The organism is Streptomyces sp. NPDC091416, from assembly GCF_044756845.1.
In the GTDB taxonomy this organism is placed as follows: domain Bacteria; phylum Actinomycetota; class Actinomycetes; order Streptomycetales; family Streptomycetaceae; genus Streptomyces.
Genome location: NZ_JBIVTU010000001.1, coordinates 1050863 through 1066187, shown reverse-complemented (window position 1 = coordinate 1066187; position 15325 = coordinate 1050863). Strand labels below are relative to the sequence as shown.

The following is a 15325-nucleotide window of genomic DNA, read 5'->3' as shown; positions in this document are numbered from 1 at the left end:
TTCGAGTCTTCGGGAGATCCGACCGTGACCGAGCCCCTGTCCGAACACAGCGCGGACGTGATCGTCGTCGGGGCGGGCCCCGCCGGCTCCACCACCGCGTACTACCTCGCCAAGGCCGGACTCGACGTCCTCCTCCTGGAGAAGACCGCCTTCCCGCGCGAGAAGGTCTGCGGCGACGGCCTCACGCCGCGCGCCACCAAGCAGCTCGTCTCCATGGGCATCGACATCTCCGAAGAGGCCGGCTGGCTGCGCAACAAGGGCCTGCGCATCATCGGCGGCGGCGTCCGGCTCCAGCTGGACTGGCCGGATCTCGCCTCGTACCCGGACTACGGACTCGTCCGCAAGCGCGACGACTTCGACGAGCAGCTGGCCCGCCAGGCGCAGAAGGCCGGCGCGCGGCTGTACGAGCGCTGCAACGTCGGCGCCCCCATCAAGGACGAGCGCACCGGCCGGATCACCGGCGTGGAGGCGAAGCTCGGCGAGGAGAAGACCCCGGTCACCTTCCACGCCCCCCTCGTCGTCGCCGCCGACGGCAACTCGACCCGGCTCTCCGTCGCGATGGGGCTGCACCGCCGCGAGGACCGCCCGATGGGTGTCGCGGTCCGTACGTACTTCACCTCGCCGCGCCACGACGACGACTACCTGGAGTCCTGGCTGGAGCTCTGGGACCGGCGCGGGGCCGAGGACCGGCTGCTGCCCGGCTACGGCTGGATCTTCGGCATGGGGGACGGCACCTCCAACGTCGGCCTCGGCATCCTCAACTCCTCCGCCGCGTTCAAGGAGCTGGACTGGCGCGAGGTCCTGAAGGCGTGGTGCGCCTCCATGCCCGAGGACTGGGGCTACACCCCCGAGAACATGACGATGCCCATCCGTGGCGCGGCCCTCCCGATGGCCTTCAACCGCCAGCCGCACTACACCAAGGGCCTGCTGCTCGTCGGTGACGCGGGCGGCATGGTCAACCCGTTCAACGGCGAGGGCATCGCGTACGCCATGGAGTCGGGGCAGATCGCCGCGGACGTCATCGTCCAGGCGCACGCCCGCGCGACCCCGGCCCAGCGCGAACTGGCCCTGAACAACTACCCGAAGGTGCTCAAGGAGACCTACGGCGGCTACTACACGATGGGCCGCGCCTTCGTGAAGCTGATCGGCAACCCGAAGGTCATGAAGGTCGCCACCCAGCGCGGCCTCACCCACCCGCTGCTGATGAAGTTCACCCTGAAGATGCTCGCCAACCTCACCGACCCGACGGGCGGCGACGCGATGGACCGCATCATCAACGGCCTGACGAAGGTGGCGCCCCGCGCCTAGGCGCTGTCCGGCGGGGCGGATGATCCGCCGGACGGCCCAGCGGGTCCCTGCCTCGTCCGTACGGAGTGCACCGGGGCCGCGAGCAGCACGAGGAGTGCCGTCGCGGCTCCGAGCCACATGACCGCGTGGAGCGAGGCGCGGTCGACGACGTAGCCGCCCGCCAGTGCGCCGGCGGCGATCGTCGCCTGGAACGACGCGGTGAACAGGACCGAGGCCGCCTCCGGGGTGCGCGGCGCCGCGCGGGTGAACCAGGTCTGTGAGCAGACCGGGACCGCGCCGTAGCCGAGCCCCCACAGGACGAGGAGCGCGAGCGCGCCCGCCTCGGACCGGCCGAGGACGGGCAGGAGCGCCGTCGCCGCGGCGATCGTGGCGGCGGCGGCCGCGAAGGCGGTGTGCGGCCTGCGCGTCACCAGGGTGCCGCCGAGGAAGTTGCCGGCCACGCCCGCCGCGCCGTGGACGAGCAGGAGGCCGGTGATCGCGCCCGGCCCGGCATGGGCGATCTCGCGCAACAAAGGCGTCACGTACGTGTACGTGCCGAAATGTGCCAGTACGACGAGGAATGTCATCAGCAGCGCGAACCGGGTGTCCGGACGGCGCAGCAGAGCGCGGAGGACGGCCGGGCGGGTGACCCGCTCCGGCGGCAGCGCGGGCAGGGTCAGGAGCAGCAGGGCCAGAACGCCCGTGGACAGCAGCCCCATCGTGACGAACGCGGTGCGCCAGCCCGCCAGATCGCCGATGAGGGTTCCGGCGGGGACGCCGAGCACGGATCCGAGGGGGACGGCGGCGAAGACGACCGCGGTCGCCCGGGCGGCGGCCGGGGCGGGGACCAGCCGGCCGGCCAGACCGGCGCCGAGCGACCAGAAGCCACCGATGGTGATGCCGACCAGGACCCGGGCGGCGAGCACGACCCAGTAGGCGGTCGCGGCGGCGGTGAGGAAGTTGGCCACCGCGAGGAGCAGGACGAAGGCGGCGAGCATCAGCCGCCGGTCGGCGCGGGCCGTCGCGAGGGTCACCACCGGGGCGGCGACGGCGGCGAGGAGGCCCGGCATCGTCATCATCAGGCCCGCGGTGCCGTCCGCGACGGCGAACTCGGCGCCGATCGGTGTCAGCAGGCCGATCGGCAGGATCTCGGTGGTGACGACGGCGAAGATGCCCAGCATCACGGAGAGGACGGCCGGCCGGCCGCGTAAGCGCGCGGGGGACGCGGCGTCGGTGCGGGAGACGGTCGTGAGGGACATGGCGGGGCCGTCCTGTGTTCGGTGACGCGGGAGCTGTTCGCTCCAGTTCACAAGCTCCGGCGAACGGAGTCCGGCAGGTTCCCGACCTCACCCGTGGCCGATGGGGGTGAGGTCGGGAACCTGCCGGGAACGCCGAAGGGCCGCGGCTCCCGAGCGGGGGAGCGGCGGCCCTTCGGCGTGCGCCGAGGCGCTTGTGAATCCGTGAACTCAGAGGACGCGGACCGCGCCCGACGGCGGGTCGTAGTCCAGGGACTTCTGCACCACACCGGTGGAGGAGTTCTGCGCCCCGACGAACTGGCCGCCGCCCACGTAGATGCCCACGTGGTACGCGCTGCCCGCGCCGCCCCAGTACAGGATGTCGCCCGGCTGGAGGTTGCTCAGCGAGACCTGGGTGCCCGCGGTCGACTGGCTCTGCGAGACGCGCGGCAGGTCGACGCCCACCGTGCGGAACGCGGCCTGGACGAGGCCGGAGCAGTCCCAGGAGTTGGGGCCGGTGCCGCCGGACACGTACGCGTCGCCGACCTGCGCCTGCGCGAACGCGACGACAGAGGCGGCGGTGCCCGTGGCGGTGGAGGAGTACGACGTCGTCGCGGTCGACGAGGAGCCGGACGAGGACGAGCCGGAGGACGTGCTCAGCGTCGTGCGCTCGGCGGAGCGGGAGGCGCGCTCGGCGGCCTCCGCCTTGGCCTCGGCCTCGGCCTTCGCCTTGGCTTCGGCCTTCTTCTTGGCCTCGGCCTTGCGGACCGCCTCGGCCTTGGCCTTCTTGGCGTCCTTGGCAGCGGCGGTGGCCGCGGCCTCCTCGTGGGCCTGCGTCTCCAGGTCCAGGGCGACCTGCTGCGTGGCCTCGGCGGACGCCGCGACGGTGGTGGAGACCCCGGCCGTGATGGTCGGCATCTCGATCGTCTGGGTCACCGGCTCGGCCTGGGCCGGACCGGCAGCGCCTGCGACCGCGATGGTGCTGAGGACGCCACCGGCAACTCCGGCCCGCAGCGCCGTCTTCGAGGCGTTTCGGCGGGGCTTCCGGTGGCTGGGTATGAGAGCGGTGTGGGACATGGGTACTAGCGCTATCAGGGCCTCAGGGGTCCCATCAAGAAACGTGTGTTGCGACACAGTTACGTCCGGAATCTGTGAATCCGCTTTCTGAGGGCTCTTATTGACGCCGTAACGGGCAATTCGGGCAACCTTGATCAGCGCTGTGATCACGGGTTTTCAGCAATACGCCCGAATTGCCCGTCACTTACCATCCGTTCACACCGTTGGCCAAGCCCGCTTCTCCGGCGGCTTCGCGCGAGTGACGCAGGTCACAGCATGGTCTCCATGTGACGGGCATGCGAGGGGCTCGCGCGAGGGGCGCCCCGCCGGCGGATTTCCGGGGGCATGGAACTGGCCCCGCGTCGCGAGTGATTCGCCCGATTGGGGGTGGATGCCGGGATGCGTCCACTTCGTTCCCCCGGGCCCCCCGCGCGGGTGACGGGCTCCTCGGCCCAGAGTGGGGCAGATCCCTTTATCACCCGATCGCGTCCATAGCCAATTTGGCACCCGGCGCTGTCGCTTGATAGGGCGACACCCCTTTGACCAGCGGTAACGGCAGGAGATGTCACGTCTCGTGATCACTCGGCCGCTTCGTGTACGAAGATCACCGCTCATCCGACTTCATGATCGTTCGTCAGGTGGTGGAGATCACAAAGGCGTTGTCGTACCCCGTGTCGCAGATCACAGGATGGCGGGCATAGGATGCGGGGCAGTCGGGCTTGTGAACTGCCTCACATGTGCACGATCTTGGTGAGGTGGCGAGCCAGGTCGCCCGATGCGGTCCAACGGTCAAGGACGACTGGAAGGAGCGAGGAGCGTGAATGCCTACGCGCCCATCCTCGTGCTCGGTGCCCTCGGGGCAGGCTTTGCGATCTTCTCCGTGGTCAGTGCCACGCTTATCGGCCCCAAGCGGTACAACCGGGCGAAGCTCGAAGCGTACGAGTGCGGTATTGAACCCACCCCGACTCCAGCCGGAGGCGGCCGTTTTCCCATCAAGTACTACCTGACGGCGATGCTCTTCATCGTCTTCGACATCGAGATCGTCTTCCTCTATCCCTGGGCCGTCACCTTCGACGCCCTCGGGATCTTCGGGCTCGTCGAGATGCTGATCTTCGTGCTCACCGTCTTCGTCGCCTACGCGTATGTGTGGCGTCGCGGCGGCCTGGAATGGGACTGAGGGGCTGAGGGGCACACATGGGACTCGAAGAGAAGCTGCCCAGCGGCTTCGTGCTGACCACTGTCGAGCAGGCCGCCGGCTGGGTACGGAAGTCCTCCGTCTTCCCGGCCACCTTCGGCCTCGCCTGCTGCGCCATCGAGATGATGACGACCGGAGCCGGGCGCTACGACCTGGCTCGGTTCGGCATGGAGGTCTTCCGCGGATCGCCGCGGCAGGCGGACCTGATGATCGTGGCGGGGCGGGTGAGCCAGAAGATGGCGCCCGTCCTGCGGCAGGTCTACGACCAGATGCCGAACCCCAAGTGGGTCATCTCCATGGGGGTTTGCGCGTCATCGGGCGGAATGTTCAACAATTACGCCATTGTTCAGGGTGTTGATCATATTGTCCCGGTTGATATTTATTTGCCGGGCTGCCCGCCGCGGCCCGAGATGCTGATGGACGCGATTCTCAAGCTCCACCAGAAGATCCAGGGCTCCAAGCTCGGGGTCAACGCCGAGGAGGCCGCCCGTGAGGCGGAGGACGCGGCCCTCAAGGCACTGCCCCTGATCGAGATGAAGGGGCTGCTGCGATGAGTGAGCAGGAGCAGAGCGCGGGCGGCGTTCCCGCCCCGCGCGACGAGCACGGCGAGGTCATCGGCGTACGCAAGGGCATGTTCGGCGCCAACAACGGCGGCGACACCTCCGGCTACGGCGGCCTCGTCCGTACCGTCGCCCTGCCGGGAGCCACCTCGCGCCCGTACGGCGGCTGGTTCGACGAGGTGGCCGACGAGCTCGAAGGCGCCCTGGAGGAACAGGGTCTGCTTCCCGCCGACGCCATCGAGAAGACGGTCGTCGACCGCGACGAGCTCACCTTCCACATCGCCCGCGAGCACCTGCCCACCGTCGCCCGGACCCTGCGCGACGACCCGGCACTGCGCTTCGAGCTCTGTACGGGGGTGAGCGGCGTCCACTTCCCCGGTGACAAGGGACGTGAGCTGCACGCCGTCTACCACCTGCGCTCGATCACCCACGGCCGGCTCATCCGGCTGGAGGTGTCCGCGCCGGACGACGACCGGCACATCCCGTCCCTCGTCGCGGTCTACCCGACCAACGACTGGCACGAGCGCGAGACCTACGACTTCTTCGGGCTCGTCTTCGACGGGCACCCCGCCCTCACCCGGATCATGATGCCGGACGACTGGCAGGGCTTCCCGCAGCGCAAGGACTACCCGCTCGGCGGCATCGCCATCGAGTACAAGGGCGCCCAGATCCCGGCTCCGGACCAGCGGAGGTCGTACTCCTGATGACCACTCCCCACGCAACGCCCAGGGCCACGACCGAGGGGACTGTATATACAGTCACCGGCGGCGACTGGGACGAGGTCGTCGAATCGGCCGTCAAGTCCGACGACGAGCGCATCATCGTCAACATGGGTCCCCAGCACCCGTCCACCCACGGCGTGCTCCGGCTGATCCTGGAGATCGACGGCGAGACCGTCACCGAGGCCCGCTGCGGCATCGGCTACCTCCACACCGGCATCGAGAAGAACCTCGAATTCCGGAACTGGACGCAGGGCACCACCTTCGTCACGCGCATGGACTACCTGACGCCGTTCTTCAACGAGACGGCGTACTGCCTGGGGGTCGAGAAGCTCCTCGGCATCGAGGACCAGATCCCCGACCGGGCCACCGTCCTGCGCGTGCTCCTGATGGAGCTCAACCGGATCTCCTCGCACCTGGTGTGCATCGCCACCGGCGGCATGGAGCTCGGCGCCACGACGATCATGATCTATGGCTTCCGCGATCGTGAACTCGTTCTCGATCTCTTCGAGCTGATCACCGGCCTGCGGATGAACCACGCGTTCGTCCGCCCCGGCGGACTCGCCCAGGACCTGCCCCCGGGCGCGGTCGACCAGCTGCGCGAGTTCGTGAAGACCATGAAGAAGAACCTGCCGGAGTACGACAAGCTCGCCACCGGCAACCCCATCTTCAAGGCCCGCATGCAGGACGTCGGCTACCTCGACCTCACCGGCTGCATGGCGCTCGGCGCCACCGGCCCGGTCCTGCGCTCCGCCGGACTCCCGCACGACCTGCGCAAGACCGATCCCTACTGCGGGTACGAGAACTACGAGTTCGACGTCCCCACGGCGGACAGCTGCGACTCCTACGGACGCTTCCTCATCCGGCTGGAGGAGATGCGCCAGTCGCTGCGCATCGTCGAGCAGTGCATCGACCGGCTCGCGCCGGGGCCGGTCATGGTCGCCGACAAGAAGATCGCCTGGCCCGCGCAGCTCGCGCTCGGACCGGACGGACTCGGCAACTCGCTCGACCACATCAAGAAGATCATGGGCACCTCCATGGAGGCCCTGATCCACCACTTCAAGCTGGTGACCGAGGGCTTCCGGGTCCCGGCCGGGCAGGCGTACACGGCGGTCGAGTCGCCCAAGGGCGAACTCGGCGTGCACGTCGTCTCGGACGGCGGCACCCGCCCCTACCGGGTCCACTTCCGCGACCCGTCCTTCACCAACCTCCAGGCCATGGCAGCGATGTGCGAGGGCGGCCAGGTCGCCGACGTCATCGTCGCCGTCGCATCCATCGACCCCGTGATGGGAGGCGTCGACCGGTGACCGAAGCACGCAGCGAAGTCAGTCTGGGGATGCCGCAGCTCCCCGCCCCCGCCTACCCGGCCGAGGTGCGCGCCAGGCTCGAAGCGGATGCGAAGGAGGTGATCGCCCGCTATCCCGGCAGCCGCTCCGCGCTGCTGCCGCTGCTGCACCTCGTGCAGTCCGAGGAGGGGTACGTCTCGCGTACGGGCATGGCGTTCTGCGCCGAGGCGCTCGGCCTCACCACCGCAGAGGTCACCGCGGTCGCCACCTTCTACACGATGTACCGGCGCAGGGCAGGCGGCGACTACCAGGTCGGCGTCTGCACCAACACGCTCTGCGCGGTGATGGGCGGAGACGCGATCTTCGACCGGCTCAAGGACCACCTCGGCGTCGGCAACGACGAGACGACCGAGGACGGCAAGGTCACCCTCGAACACATCGAGTGCAACGCGGCCTGCGACTTCGCGCCCGTCGTGATGGTCAACTGGGAGTTCTTCGACAACCAGACGCCCGAGAGCGCGACCCGGCTCGTCGACGACCTGATCGCCGGCCGCACCGTCGAGCCGACCCGCGGCGCCCCGCTCTGCTCGTACAAGGAGACCGCCCGGATCCTGGCCGGCTTCCCCGACGAGCGCCCCGGCGCCGTCGCGGCGTCCGGCGGCGCCGGTCCCGCCTCGCTCATCGGCCTGAAGCTGGCCAAGGGCGAGGCCGCACCGCAGCCCCGCGTGGTGGGCCCGCGAGGCGAGGCCCCGAGCGACGAACCGCAGAAGGGCGCCGAACACCTCAGCTCCCACGACGCGCCACAGCAGACCTCGGCCTCCGACCCGGACCACCCGGCCGGTCCCGCCGCCGAGGAGGGGGAGTGATGACGTTGGCCGCCGAAATCGACAAGAACGGGACCAGTCCCGAGAAGCTTCTCGCGCCTGTCCTGTCCGCCTTCTGGGACCAGCCGGAATCCTGGACCCTGGACACCTACCGCCGTCACGAGGGCTACGAGGGACTGCGCAAGGCCCTCGCGATGTCTCCGGACGACCTCATCGCGTACGTCAAGGACTCCGGTCTGCGCGGCCGCGGTGGCGCAGGCTTCCCCACCGGGATGAAGTGGCAGTTCATCCCGCAGGGCGACGGCAAGCCGCACTACCTGGTCGTCAACGCCGACGAGTCGGAGCCCGGGACCTGCAAGGACATCCCGCTCCTCTTCGCCAACCCGCACAGCCTGATCGAAGGCATCGTGATCGCCTGCTACGCGATCCGCTCCTCGCACGCCTTCATCTACCTGCGCGGCGAAGTCGTCCCCGTACTGCGGCGGTTGCACGAGGCCGTGCGCGAGGCGTACGAGGCGGGCTATCTCGGTACGAACATCATGGGCTCCGGACTCGATCTGGAACTGACCGTGCACGCGGGCGCCGGTGCGTACATCTGCGGTGAGGAGACGGCGCTGCTCGACTCGCTCGAAGGACGCCGCGGCCAGCCCCGGCTGCGCCCGCCCTTCCCCGCGGTCGCCGGTCTGTACGCCTGCCCCACCGTGGTGAACAACGTCGAGTCCATCGCCTCGGTTCCCGCGATCCTGAACAAGGGCAAGGACTGGTTCAAGTCCATGGGCAGCGAGAAGTCCCCGGGCTTCACGCTGTACTCGCTCAGCGGCCATGTCGCCGGACCCGGCCAGTACGAGGCCCCGCTCGGCATCACGCTGCGCCAGCTCCTCGACATGAGCGGCGGCATGCGCCCCGGCCACCGGCTGAAGTTCTGGACCCCGGGCGGCTCCTCCACCCCCATGTTCACCGAGGAGCACCTCGACGTGCCCCTCGACTACGAGGGCGTCGGCGCCGCCGGATCCATGCTCGGCACCAAGGCGCTCCAGTGCTTCGACGAGACCACCTGCGTCGTGCGCGCCGTCACCCGCTGGACCGAGTTCTACGCCCACGAGTCCTGCGGCAAGTGCACGCCATGCCGGGAAGGCACCTACTGGCTCGTGCAGTTGCTCCGCGACATCGAGGCCGGCAAGGGCCAGATGGCCGACCTCGACAAGCTGAACGACATCGCCGACAACATCAACGGCAAGTCGTTCTGCGCCCTCGGTGACGGTGCCGCCTCGCCGATCTTCTCCTCGCTGAAGTACTTCCGCGACGAGTACGAGCAGCACATCACGGGCAAGGGCTGCCCCTTCGATCCCGCACGGTCGACCGTCTGGGCCGACGACAAGAACGCATCCCAGGGGGTGAACGCATGACAGTCACCACGAGTGCGCCCTCCGGGGGCGGCGAGGCGGCGCTCCCGCCCGAGGACCTGGTCACGCTGACCATCGACGGCATCGAGATCAGCGTGCCCAAGGGCACCCTGGTCATCCGGGCCGCCGAACTCCTCGGCATCGAGATCCCGCGCTTCTGCGACCACCCGCTCCTCGACCCGGCCGGCGCCTGCCGCCAGTGCATCGTCGAGGTCGAGGGCCAGCGCAAGCCGATGGCGTCCTGCACCATCACCTGCACCGACGGCATGGTCGTCAAGTCGCAGATCACCTCGCCGGTCGCCGACAAGGCGCAGCGCGGCGTGATGGAGCTGCTGCTCATCAACCACCCGCTGGACTGCCCGGTCTGCGACAAGGGCGGCGAGTGCCCGCTGCAGAACCAGGCGATGTCGCACGGCGACGCGACCTCCCGCTTCGACGGGAAGAAGCGGACGTACGAGAAGCCCGTCCCGATCTCCACCCAGGTGCTGCTGGACCGTGAGCGGTGCGTGCTCTGCGCGCGCTGCACCCGGTTCTCCAACCAGGTGGCGGGCGACCCGATGATCGAGCTGATCGAGCGCGGCGCGCTCCAGCAGGTCGGCACCGGCGAAGGCGACCCGTTCGAGTCGTACTTCTCCGGCAACACCATCCAGATCTGCCCGGTCGGGGCGCTGACCTCGGCCGCGTACCGGTTCCGCTCCCGTCCCTTCGACCTCGTGTCGACGCCCTCCGTGTGCGAGCACTGCGCCGGCGGCTGCGCCACCCGCACCGACCACCGGCGCGGCAAGGTCATGCGGCGCCTCGCCTCCAACGACCCCGAGGTCAACGAGGAATGGCTCTGCGACAAGGGCCGCTTCGGCTTCCGCTACGCCCAGCAGCGCGACCGGCTCACCACCCCGCTGGTCCGTAACGAGGCCGGCGAGCTGGAACCGGCGAGCTGGCCCGAGGCGCTGGCCGCCGCGGCCGCCGGACTGTCCGCCGCACGCGGCAGGACCGGTGTCCTCACGGGCGGCCGGCTGACCGTCGAGGACGCGTACGCGTACAGCAAGTTCGCCCGGGTCGCCCTGGACACCAACGACATCGACTTCCGGGCCCGGGTGCACAGCGACGAGGAGGCCACCTTCCTGGCCGCCCGCGTCGCGGGACGCGGCCGTGACCTGGACGGCTCGGGTGTCACGTACACCTCGCTGGAGCAGGCCCCGACCGTGCTGCTGGTCGGGTTCGAGTCCGAGGAGGAGGCGCCCGGCGTCTTCCTGCGGCTGCGCAAGGCGCACCGCAAGCACGGACAGCGGACGTTCTCCGTCGCCTCGCACGCCACCCGCGGTCTCACGAAGGCGGGCGGCACGCTGCTGCCGGCCGCTCCCGGTACCGAGACGGAGTGGCTGGACGCGATCGCGGGCGGGGTCGGCCTGGACGGCGACGGTGCCGTGGCGGCCGAGGCGCTGCGCGGTGCGGGCGCCCTGATCGTGGTGGGTGAGCGGCTGGCCGGTGTGCCCGGCGGGCTGACCGCCGCGGTGCGGGCGGCGACCGCGACCGGGGCCGGCCTGGTGTGGATCCCCCGCCGGTCCGGCGAGCGCGGTGCGGTGGAGGCGGGCGCGCTCCCGTCGCTGCTGCCCGGCGGCCGCCCGGCCACCGACCCGCGGGCCCGGGACGAGGTGGCGTCCGTCTGGGGCGTCGCCGAACTCCCGTCCCGCTTCGGCCGGGACACCGGCCAGATCGTCGAGGCCGCGGCCACCGGCGAACTGGGCGCGCTGCTCGTCGCCGGGGTCGAGACCCGCGACCTGCCGGATCCGGCACGGGCTCTGGAGGCCCTGGACCAGGTGGGCTTCCTGGTCTCCCTGGAGCTCCGGCCCAGCGAGGTCACCGACCGCGCCGACGTGGTGTTCCCGGTGGCCGCGGTCGCCGAGAAGTCCGGCACCTTCCTCAACTGGGAGGGCAGGGCGCGGATGTTCGAGGCAGCGCTGAAGCCCGAGCAGATGACGCGGAACCTCGCGCCGGGCGATGCCCGGGTGCTGCACATGCTGGCCGACGCGCTGGACGTCCACTTCGCGCTGCCGGACCTGAAGTCCGTACGCCGTGAGCTGGACCGGCTCGGCGGCTGGCAGGGCACGCACGCGGACGACCCGCGCGCCTCCGCTCAGCCGCTGCCCCGGCCCGGCGACGGCGAGGCGATCCTCGCGGGTCACCGGATGCTGCTCGACCTGGGCCGGCTCCAGGAGGGCGACACGGCGCTGGCCGGGACGCGGCACGCCGCGGTCGCCCGGCTCTCCGCCGCCACCGCCGCCGAGACCGGCGTCAAGGACGGCGATCTGCTGGCCGTCTCCGGCCCGGCGGGCAGCGTACAACTGCCGCTCCAGGTCACCGAGATGCCGGACCGGGTGGTCTGGGTGCCGCTGAACTCCGTCGGGCGCGGTGTCCCGGCCGACACGGGGGCCCGGCCCGGCGGCCCGGTCCGGATCGGTCCCGCCGCACCCGGCATTTCCGACGTCACACCGGAGGTGGGGGCGTGAGTGCCTTCGCTCAACTGGCCACGGCCGCCCCGCACGGCGCCGTGCTCGCCGCCGAGGACCTGTCGATGTTCGGCACCGACCCCTGGTGGCTCGTCGTCATCAAGGCGGTCTTCTGCTTCGCGTTCCTGATGGTGACCGTGCTCTTCTCCATCGTGTGGGAGCGCAAGGTCGTCGCCTGGATGCAGCTGCGCATCGGCCCCAACCGGCACGGCCCCTGGGGCATGCTCCAGTCGCTCGCCGACGGCATCAAGCTGATGCTGAAGGAAGACGTCATCGTCAAGCGGGCGGACAAGGTCGTCTACGTCCTCGCCCCGATCATCGCGGCGATCCCGGCGTTCATGGCGATCGCGGTCATCCCGTTCGGCCCGTCCGGCAACGAGGTCTCGATCTTCGGGCACCGTACGGCGATGCAGCTCACCGACCTCCCGATCGCGATGCTCTACATCCTCGCGGTCGCCTCGGTCGGGATCTACGGCATCGTGCTGGCGGGCTGGTCCTCCGGATCGACCTACCCGCTGCTCGGCGGACTCCGTTCCTGCGCGCAGATGATCAGTTACGAGATCGCGATGGGCGCCGCGTTCGCCTCGGTCTTCCTCTACTCCGGGTCGATGTCGACCTCGAAGATCGTGGAGGCGCAGGAGGACCGCTGGTTCATCATCCTGCTGCCGGTCTCCTTCATCATCTACATCATCACGATGGTCGGCGAGACCAACCGCGCCCCGTTCGACATGCCGGAGTCCGAGGGCGACCTCGTCGGCGGCTTCAACACCGAGTACTCGTCGATCAAGTTCGCGATGTTCATGCTCGCCGAGTACGTCAACATGGTCACCGTCTCGGCGGTCTCCGTGACCCTGTTCCTGGGCGGCTGGCGGGCCCCGTGGCCGGTCAGCACCTTCTGGGAGGGCGCGAACCACGGCTGGTGGCCGATGCTCTGGTTCGTCCTCAAGGTCCAGCTGCTGCTGTTCTTCTTCATCTGGCTGCGCGGCACACTGCCCCGCGTCCGTTACGACCAGCTGATGAAGCTCGGCTGGAAGGTCCTGATCCCGGTCTCCGTCGTCTGGCTGATGATGGTCGCGACCGTACGGGCGCTGCGCAACGAGGGCTACGACTTCTCGAGGATCCTGCTCTACGTGGCCGGAGCCGTGATCGCGGTCCTGCTGATCTCCTTCGTGGTCGACATCTTCCGCGACAAGAAGGGCCGGGAAGCCGCGGCCCACGCGGAACCGGAGCCGGCCTTCGACCCGATGGCGGGCGGATTCCCGGTGCCGCCGCTGCCCGGACAGACCCTGCCGCCCGTGCCCCGGCGCAGGCCGCGCCGCGAGCGGGAGCTCGTTGCCAGTGGCGGCATGGATACACAGAGTGACGAAAATCCGAGTGACGGAAAGGAGGCCGGCGGTGTCTGAACTGTCTGAGTCGCCGGGGTCCAAGAGGCCGGCGAAGTCCACGCAGGCTTCCGGGTCCCCGGGATCCCCGGGGTCCTCGCAGTCCTCGGATTCTTCGGATTCCTCGCAGGACAAGTTCCAGAATCCGGTGGCCGGCTTCGGCGTGACCTTCAAGGCCATGTTCAAGAAGCGGCTGACCGAGCAGTATCCGGAGACGCCGAAGGTCACGGCGCCGCGCTTCCACGGGCGCCACCAGCTCAACCGGCACCCGGACGGGCTGGAGAAGTGCGTCGGCTGCGAGCTGTGCGCCTGGGCCTGTCCGGCGGACGCGATCTACGTCGAGGGCGCGGACAACACCGACGAGGAGCGCTACTCCCCGGGGGAGCGCTACGGCCGCGTCTACCAGATCAACTACGCGCGCTGCATTCTGTGCGGACTGTGCATCGAGGCCTGCCCGACCCGGGCGCTGACGATGACCAATGAGTTCGAGCTCGCCAACACCACCCGCGAGAGCCTCATCTACACCAAGGACGAGCTGCTCGCGGGCCTGGAGGAAGGCATGGTCGACAGCCCGCACGCGATCTTCCCCGGCACGGACGAACAGGACTACTACCGGGGTCTGGTGACCGAGGCCGCCCCCGGCACGGAGCGCCAGCTCGCCGTCTCCAAGGGCGAGAAGCCCGAGGACGACGGGCACAGCGAGAGCAACGGCGCCGCCCAGGAGGTGGACGCATGACCGGCCTGGCCGCAGCGGCCTCCCAGACCTCGACCGGCGAGGCCTTCCAGTTCTGGGTGCTCGGCACGGTCGCCGTGATCGGCGCCCTGTCGACCGTGCTCATGAGGCGGGCGGTGCACAGCGCGCTGAGCCTCGCCGGGACCATGATCATCCTGGCGGTGTTCTACCTCGCCAACGGCGCCTACTTCCTGGGCATCGTCCAGGTGGTCGTCTACACCGGCGCGATCATGATGCTGTTCCTCTTCGTGGTCATGCTCGTCGGTGTCACGGCGGCGGACTCGCTGAAGGAGACCCTCAAGGGCCAGCGCTGGCTGGCCGCCGGATGCGGGCTCGGCTTCGGCGTCCTCTTGGTCGCCGGAATCGGCAACGCGTCGCTGAACAGCTTCAACGGGCTGGGTACGGCCAACGCCGCGCACGGCGGAAACGTGGAGGGGCTCGCCAGCCTCATCTTCACCAAGTACGTCTTCGCCTTCGAGATCACCGGCGCCCTGCTGATCACGGCCACGGTCGGCGCGATGGTGCTCACGCACCGCGAGCGCACCGAACGGGCCAAGAACCAGCGGGAGATGTCCGAGGACCGCGTGCGCAGCAACCACCTGCCGCCGCTGCCCGCACCCGGCGTCTACGCCCGGCACAACGCCGTGGACATCGCCGGACTCCTCCCGGACGGCACACCGTCCGAACTCACCGTCATGCAGACGCTGCGCAAGCGCGGCCAGATGCGCGATGTGTCCCACGAGTCGCTGGCCGGCCTCAAGGCACTGGAGCAGCGCTCCGGTGAGCGGCTCGGCCGGGACACCGCAGAAGAAGAGGAGGTCGCCAAGTGAATCCGGTCAACTACCTCTATCTCGCCGCTCTGCTGTTCACCATCGGCGCGGCCGGGGTGCTGATCAGGCGGAACGCGATCGTGGTGTTCATGTGCGTGGAGCTGATGCTCAACGCCTGCAACCTCGCGTTCGTCACCTTCTCCCGCATGCACGGCAATCTCGACGGCCAGATCATCGCCTTCTTCACGATGGTCGTCGCCGCCGCGGAGGTCGTGGTCGGGCTCGCGATCATCGTGTCGCTGTTCCGTTCCCGCCACTCGGCCTCGGTCGACGACGCCAGCCTGATGAAGCTGTAAGGGGCGCTTGAT

14 protein-coding genes are annotated in these 15325 nt (G+C 69.6%); 12 read left to right on the top strand and 2 right to left on the bottom strand.

The genetic code is table 11. The features are described 5' to 3' along the window. Positions 1-24 precede the first annotated feature (24 nt). Complete coding sequence (locus tag ACIQMX_RS04725; RefSeq protein ID WP_363071360.1) at positions 25-1308, top strand: geranylgeranyl reductase family protein; 1284 nt, start codon at positions 25-27, stop codon at positions 1306-1308. Here ACIQMX_RS04725 and ACIQMX_RS04720 read toward each other — a convergent pair. Then, complete coding sequence (locus tag ACIQMX_RS04720) at positions 1305-2546, bottom strand: MFS transporter (protein ID WP_402474910.1); 1242 nt, start codon at positions 2544-2546, stop codon at positions 1305-1307. The two genes, ACIQMX_RS04725 and ACIQMX_RS04720, sit on opposite strands and share 4 nt — an antisense overlap. A gap of 207 nt (positions 2547-2753) precedes the next feature. Continuing rightward, the gene (locus ACIQMX_RS04715) at positions 2754-3599 is read right to left on the bottom strand and encodes a C40 family peptidase (RefSeq protein ID WP_363071363.1); all 846 of its coding nucleotides are present in this window, start codon (positions 3597-3599) and stop codon (positions 2754-2756) included. Positions 3600-4395: 796 nt separating this feature from the next. Between ACIQMX_RS04715 and ACIQMX_RS04710 the strand changes: the two genes are divergently transcribed. The 11 genes from ACIQMX_RS04710 to nuoK are packed head-to-tail and all read left to right on the top strand — an operon-like array spanning position 4396 to position 15313. After that, complete coding sequence (locus ACIQMX_RS04710) at positions 4396-4755, top strand: NADH-quinone oxidoreductase subunit A (protein ID WP_136328529.1); 360 nt, start codon at positions 4396-4398, stop codon at positions 4753-4755. Between the two features lie 17 nt (positions 4756-4772). Continuing rightward, positions 4773-5327, top strand: coding sequence for an NADH-quinone oxidoreductase subunit B family protein (locus tag ACIQMX_RS04705; RefSeq protein ID WP_030926341.1), 555 nt, complete (start codon positions 4773-4775; stop codon positions 5325-5327). Continuing rightward, positions 5324-6037, top strand: a complete 714-nt coding sequence (locus ACIQMX_RS04700; RefSeq protein WP_363071366.1) for an NADH-quinone oxidoreductase subunit C — start codon at positions 5324-5326, stop codon at positions 6035-6037. Before ACIQMX_RS04705 ends, ACIQMX_RS04700 begins: the two co-directional genes overlap by 4 nt. Beyond that, the gene (locus tag ACIQMX_RS04695; protein WP_219570604.1) at positions 6037-7359 is read left to right on the top strand and encodes an NADH-quinone oxidoreductase subunit D; all 1323 of its coding nucleotides are present in this window, start codon (positions 6037-6039) and stop codon (positions 7357-7359) included. The genes ACIQMX_RS04700 and ACIQMX_RS04695 overlap by 1 nt, the downstream gene beginning before the upstream one ends. A gap of 29 nt (positions 7360-7388) precedes the next feature. Continuing rightward, on the top strand, positions 7389-8204 hold the full coding sequence (gene nuoE / locus ACIQMX_RS04690) for an NADH-quinone oxidoreductase subunit NuoE (RefSeq protein ID WP_363071509.1): 816 nt from the start codon (positions 7389-7391) through the stop codon (positions 8202-8204). Next, positions 8201-9568 (top strand): NADH-quinone oxidoreductase subunit NuoF, encoded by a 1368-nt coding sequence (nuoF, locus tag ACIQMX_RS04685; protein ID WP_363071368.1) that lies wholly within the window; start codon positions 8201-8203, stop codon positions 9566-9568. The genes nuoE and nuoF overlap by 4 nt, the downstream gene beginning before the upstream one ends. Then, complete coding sequence (locus ACIQMX_RS04680) at positions 9565-12072, top strand: NADH-quinone oxidoreductase subunit G (protein WP_363071370.1); 2508 nt, start codon at positions 9565-9567, stop codon at positions 12070-12072. The genes nuoF and ACIQMX_RS04680 overlap by 4 nt, the downstream gene beginning before the upstream one ends. After that, positions 12069-13475 carry an NADH-quinone oxidoreductase subunit NuoH gene (nuoH, locus tag ACIQMX_RS04675; protein WP_402474905.1) on the top strand — a complete coding sequence of 469 codons (1407 nt, stop codon included), beginning with the start codon at positions 12069-12071 and terminating at the stop codon, positions 13473-13475. The genes ACIQMX_RS04680 and nuoH overlap by 4 nt, the downstream gene beginning before the upstream one ends. Continuing rightward, the gene (gene nuoI, locus ACIQMX_RS04670) at positions 13468-14190 is read left to right on the top strand and encodes an NADH-quinone oxidoreductase subunit NuoI (RefSeq protein WP_402474902.1); all 723 of its coding nucleotides are present in this window, start codon (positions 13468-13470) and stop codon (positions 14188-14190) included. The genes nuoH and nuoI overlap by 8 nt, the downstream gene beginning before the upstream one ends. Next, positions 14187-15017: an NADH-quinone oxidoreductase subunit J gene (locus ACIQMX_RS04665; RefSeq protein WP_363071376.1), complete on the top strand. Its 831-nt coding sequence runs from the start codon at positions 14187-14189 to the stop codon at positions 15015-15017. Before nuoI ends, ACIQMX_RS04665 begins: the two co-directional genes overlap by 4 nt. Further along, entirely contained in the window at positions 15014-15313 is a 300-nt protein-coding gene (nuoK, locus tag ACIQMX_RS04660; protein WP_018101339.1) for an NADH-quinone oxidoreductase subunit NuoK, read from the top strand. The genes ACIQMX_RS04665 and nuoK overlap by 4 nt, the downstream gene beginning before the upstream one ends. The last annotated feature ends 12 nt before the right edge of the window (positions 15314-15325 follow it).

Excerpts from the sequence above, each read along its gene's own strand:
- ACIQMX_RS04720 (WP_402474910.1), bottom strand. The coding sequence starts at position 2,546 with ATGTCCCTCACGACCGTCTCCCGCACCGACGCCGCGTCCCCCGCGCGC.
- ACIQMX_RS04715 (WP_363071363.1), bottom strand. The coding sequence starts at position 3,599 with ATGTCCCACACCGCTCTCATACCCAGCCACCGGAAGCCCCGCCGAAAC.
- ACIQMX_RS04705 (WP_030926341.1), top strand. The coding sequence starts at position 4,773 with ATGGGACTCGAAGAGAAGCTGCCCAGCGGCTTCGTGCTGACCACTGTC.
- ACIQMX_RS04700 (WP_363071366.1), top strand. The coding sequence starts at position 5,324 with ATGAGTGAGCAGGAGCAGAGCGCGGGCGGCGTTCCCGCCCCGCGCGAC.
- ACIQMX_RS04695 (WP_219570604.1), top strand. The coding sequence starts at position 6,037 with ATGACCACTCCCCACGCAACGCCCAGGGCCACGACCGAGGGGACTGTA.
- nuoE (WP_363071509.1), top strand. The coding sequence starts at position 7,389 with ATGCCGCAGCTCCCCGCCCCCGCCTACCCGGCCGAGGTGCGCGCCAGG.
- ACIQMX_RS04680 (WP_363071370.1), top strand. The coding sequence starts at position 9,565 with ATGACAGTCACCACGAGTGCGCCCTCCGGGGGCGGCGAGGCGGCGCTC.
- ACIQMX_RS04665 (WP_363071376.1), top strand. The coding sequence starts at position 14,187 with ATGACCGGCCTGGCCGCAGCGGCCTCCCAGACCTCGACCGGCGAGGCC.